Below are 3,849 nucleotides of genomic sequence, written 5' to 3'. Positions count from 1 at the left end.
CTCTTTTTGTTTTGGGGGTTTTTTTTTTTTTTAACTGTGTGTGGTTTTTTTGTGGCCCGGGGGCGGCCCCGGCCCACCCCCCGCCCCTCCCTCCCGCACCGAACCTCATCTTCGAGAAGAGAATGCCGATGACCGAGCAGGCCCCCGGGTCCCATCACCCCCAGCCTCGGCCCCGTAGCGGCGGACCGCAGTCCGCCCCCCTCGAGCACGTCACGGGCGCGCAGTCCCTCATCCGTTCCCTCGAGGAAGTGGGTGCCGACACCGTCTTCGGCATCCCCGGTGGCACGATCCTCCCCGCCTACGACCCGATGATGGACTCCTCGAAGGTCCGGCACGTGCTCGTCCGCCATGAGCAGGGCGCGGGCCACGCGGCCACCGGCTACGCCCAGGCCACCGGCAAGGTCGGCGTCTGCATGGCGACCTCGGGCCCCGGAGCGACCAACCTGGTCACCCCCATCGGCGACGCCCATATGGACTCGGTCCCGATCGTCGCGATCACCGGCCAGGTGGCGTCCAAGGCCATCGGTACGGACGCCTTCCAGGAGGCGGACATCTGCGGCATCACCATGCCGATCACCAAGCACAACTTCCTGGTCACCAAGGCCGAGGACATCCCGCGCACGATCGCCGAGGCGTTCCACATCGCCTCCACCGGCCGCCCCGGCCCGGTCCTGGTCGACATCCCCAAGGACGTGCTCCAGGCGCAGACCACCTTCTCCTGGCCGCCGCAGACCGATCTGCCCGGCTACCGCCCGGTCACCAAGCCGCACGCCAAGCAGATCCGCGAGGCCGCCCGCCTGATCACCCAGGCCGAGCGCCCGGTGCTGTACGTCGGTGGTGGTGTGATCAAGGCCCGGGCCACCGCCGAGCTGAAGGTGCTGGCCGAGCTGACCGGCGCGCCGGTCACCACCACCCTGATGGCGCTGGGCGCCTTCCCCGACAGCCACCACCTCCACCTGGGCATGCCGGGCATGCACGGCACCGTCGCCGCCGTGACCGCGCTGCAGAAGGCCGATCTGATCGTGGCGCTCGGCGCCCGCTTCGACGACCGCGTCACCGGCAAGCTGGACTCCTTCGCCCCGTACGCCAAGATCGTCCATGCGGACATCGACCCGGCCGAGATCGGTAAGAACCGTGTCGCCGACGTGCCGATCGTCGGGGACGCCCGCGAGGTCATCGCGGACCTGGTGGTCGCCGTCCAGGCCGAGCACGACGCGGACCGCGCCGGTGACTACAGCGGCTGGTGGGAGGACCTGAACCGGTGGCGGGAGACCTACCCGCTCGGCTATGACCAGCCGGCCGACGGCAGCCTCTCCCCGCAGCAGGTCATCCAGCGGATCGGGCAGCTGGCGCCGGAGGGCACGATCTTCGCCGCGGGCGTCGGCCAGCACCAGATGTGGGCCGCCCACTTCATCGACTACGAGGCCCCCGCGACCTGGCTGAACTCCGGCGGCGCCGGGACGATGGGCTACGCCGTGCCGGCCGCCATGGGCGCCAAGGCCGGCGTCGACGAGGGCCGTACGGTCTGGGCGATCGACGGTGACGGCTGCTTCCAGATGACCAACCAGGAGCTGGTCACCTGCGCGCTGAACAACATCCCGATCAAGGTCGCGATCATCAACAACGGCGCGCTGGGCATGGTCCGCCAGTGGCAGACCCTCTTCTACAACCAGCGCTACTCCAACACGGTCCTGCACTCCGGCCCCGACGCCCCCGCCCAGCAGAGCATGGGCACCCGCGTCCCCGACTTCGTGAAGCTCTCCGAGGCCATGGGCTGCGTCGGACTGCGCTGCGAGGACCCGGCCGACCTCGACGCCGTGATCGAGAAGGCCAACGCGATCAACGACCGCCCGGTGGTCGTGGACTTCATCGTCCATGAGGACGCCATGGTCTGGCCGATGGTCGCGGCCGGCACCTCCAACGACGAGATCCTGGCGGCGCGCGACACCCGCCCGGACTTCGGCGACGGCGCGGACGACTGAGACCAGGACCGAGAGAGAGAAGAGACCGAGCCCATGTCCAAGCACACGCTCTCCGTCCTGGTGGAGAACACCCCCGGCATCCTGGCCCGGATCGCCGCCCTGTTCTCCCGCCGCGGCTTCAATATCGACTCGCTGGCCGTCGGCGTCACCGAGCACCCCGACATCTCCCGGATCACCATCGTGGTCAATGTCGAGGAGCTGCCGCTGGAGCAGGTCACCAAGCAGCTCAACAAGCTGGTCAACGTGTTGAAGATCGTCGAGCTGGAGGACGGCCAGGCGATCCAGCGGGAGCTGGTCCTGGTCAAGGTCCGCGCCGACAACGAGACCCGCTCCCAGATCGTCGAGATCGTCCAGCTGTTCCGCGCCAAGACCGTGGACGTCTCCCCGGAGGCCGTGACCATCGAGGCCACCGGCAGCAGCGACAAGCTCGAGGCCATGCTCAAGATGCTGGAACCGTACGGCATCAAGGAGCTGGTCCAGTCCGGCACCATCGCCATAGGGCGCGGCGCCCGCTCCATCACCGACCGGAGCCTGCGCGCGCTCGACCGGTCCGCCTGACCCCCGCCCCGCCCGACCAGCGGAGCCACGGTCCGGCGCCACCCGCGCGCCGGACCGTATGGCGAGACCCCGAAACCTTCACCCGCCCGCCCGTCATACGGTGGGAAGCACAACCCCACACGCTAGGAGATTCCCGAAGTGGCCGAGCTGTTCTACGACGACGACGCCGACCTGTCCATCATCCAGGGCCGTAAGGTCGCAATCCTCGGCTACGGCAGCCAGGGCCACGCCCACGCGCTGTCGCTGCGCGACTCGGGCGTCGATGTCCGGGTCGGCCTGCACGAGGGCTCCAAGTCCAAGGCCAAGGCCGAGGAGCAGGGGCTGCGCGTGGTCACCCCGGCCGAGGCGTCCGCCGAGGCCGACGTGATCATGATCCTGGTCCCGGACCCGATCCAGGCCAAGGTCTACGAGGAGTCCGTGAAGGGCAACCTGAAGGACGGCGACGCGCTGTTCTTCGGGCACGGTCTGAACATCCGGTTCGACTTCATCAAGCCCCCGGCCAACGTGGACGTCTGCATGGTCGCCCCCAAGGGCCCGGGCCACCTGGTCCGCCGCCAGTACGAGGAGGGGCGCGGCGTGCCGTGTATCGCGGCCGTCGAGCAGGACGCCACCGGGAACGCCTTCGAGCTGTCCCTGTCCTACGCCAAGGGCATCGGCGGCACCCGCGCCGGCGTCATCAAGACCACCTTCACCGAGGAGACCGAGACCGACCTCTTCGGTGAGCAGGCGGTGCTGTGCGGCGGCACCTCGGCGCTGGTCAAGGCCGGGTTCGAGACCCTGGTCGAGGCCGGTTACCAGCCGGAGATCGCGTACTTCGAGTGCCTCCACGAGCTCAAGCTGATCGTGGACCTCATGTACGAGGGCGGCCTGGAGAAGATGCGCTGGTCGATCTCCGAGACCGCCGAGTGGGGCGACTACGTCTCCGGTCCGCGGATCATCAACGAGTCCACCAAGGCCGAGATGAAGAAGATCCTCGGCGAGATCCAGGACGGCACCTTCGCCAAGAACTGGATGGCGGAGTACAACGCCGGCCTGCCGAAGTACAACGAGCTGAAGAAGGCCGACGAGAACCACCTGCTGGAGACCACCGGCAAGGAGCTGCGCAAGCTCATGAGCTGGGTCGACGAGGAGGCGTAACCGCGCCTGGTGGCGCGGAGGCCGTGCCCCGGGTGCGGCGGGGGGGCACCCGCCCCCCCCCCCCGCCCGCCACCACCGGGGGGCCCCCCGCCGGCGCCACCCCCGCGGGGGGGGGGCCCCCCGTCACTCGGATACGATATGGGCGGCTCAGCAGAGCGAATTGTCACTTACC

General features: G+C 69.0%; 3 protein-coding genes. All 3 read left to right on the top strand.

The genetic code is table 11. From position 1 onward, the window contains the following. Positions 1-128: 128 nt before the first annotated feature. The 3 genes from ACFXB5_RS44225 (at position 129) to ilvC (ending at position 3,677) form a co-directional block, all read left to right on the top strand. Entirely contained in the window at positions 129-1,982 is a 1,854-nt protein-coding gene (locus ACFXB5_RS44225; protein ID WP_385219447.1) for an acetolactate synthase large subunit, read from the top strand. A gap of 33 nt (positions 1,983-2,015) precedes the next feature. After that, the gene (gene ilvN / locus ACFXB5_RS44220) at positions 2,016-2,540 is read left to right on the top strand and encodes an acetolactate synthase small subunit (protein WP_191065556.1); all 525 of its coding nucleotides are present in this window, start codon (positions 2,016-2,018) and stop codon (positions 2,538-2,540) included. A 138-nt stretch (positions 2,541-2,678) separates the two neighbouring features. Further along, positions 2,679-3,677 (top strand): ketol-acid reductoisomerase, encoded by a 999-nt coding sequence (gene ilvC, locus ACFXB5_RS44215; RefSeq protein WP_201850970.1) that lies wholly within the window; start codon positions 2,679-2,681, stop codon positions 3,675-3,677. Positions 3,678-3,849: the final 172 nt, after the last annotated feature.

It is taken from the genome of Streptomyces sp. NPDC059455, assembly GCF_042750115.1.
Classification (GTDB): domain Bacteria; phylum Actinomycetota; class Actinomycetes; order Streptomycetales; family Streptomycetaceae; genus Streptomyces; species Streptomyces endocoffeicus.
Note: the sequence above shows the minus strand (reverse complement) of the source record. Positions and strands in the feature narration are given on the sequence as shown.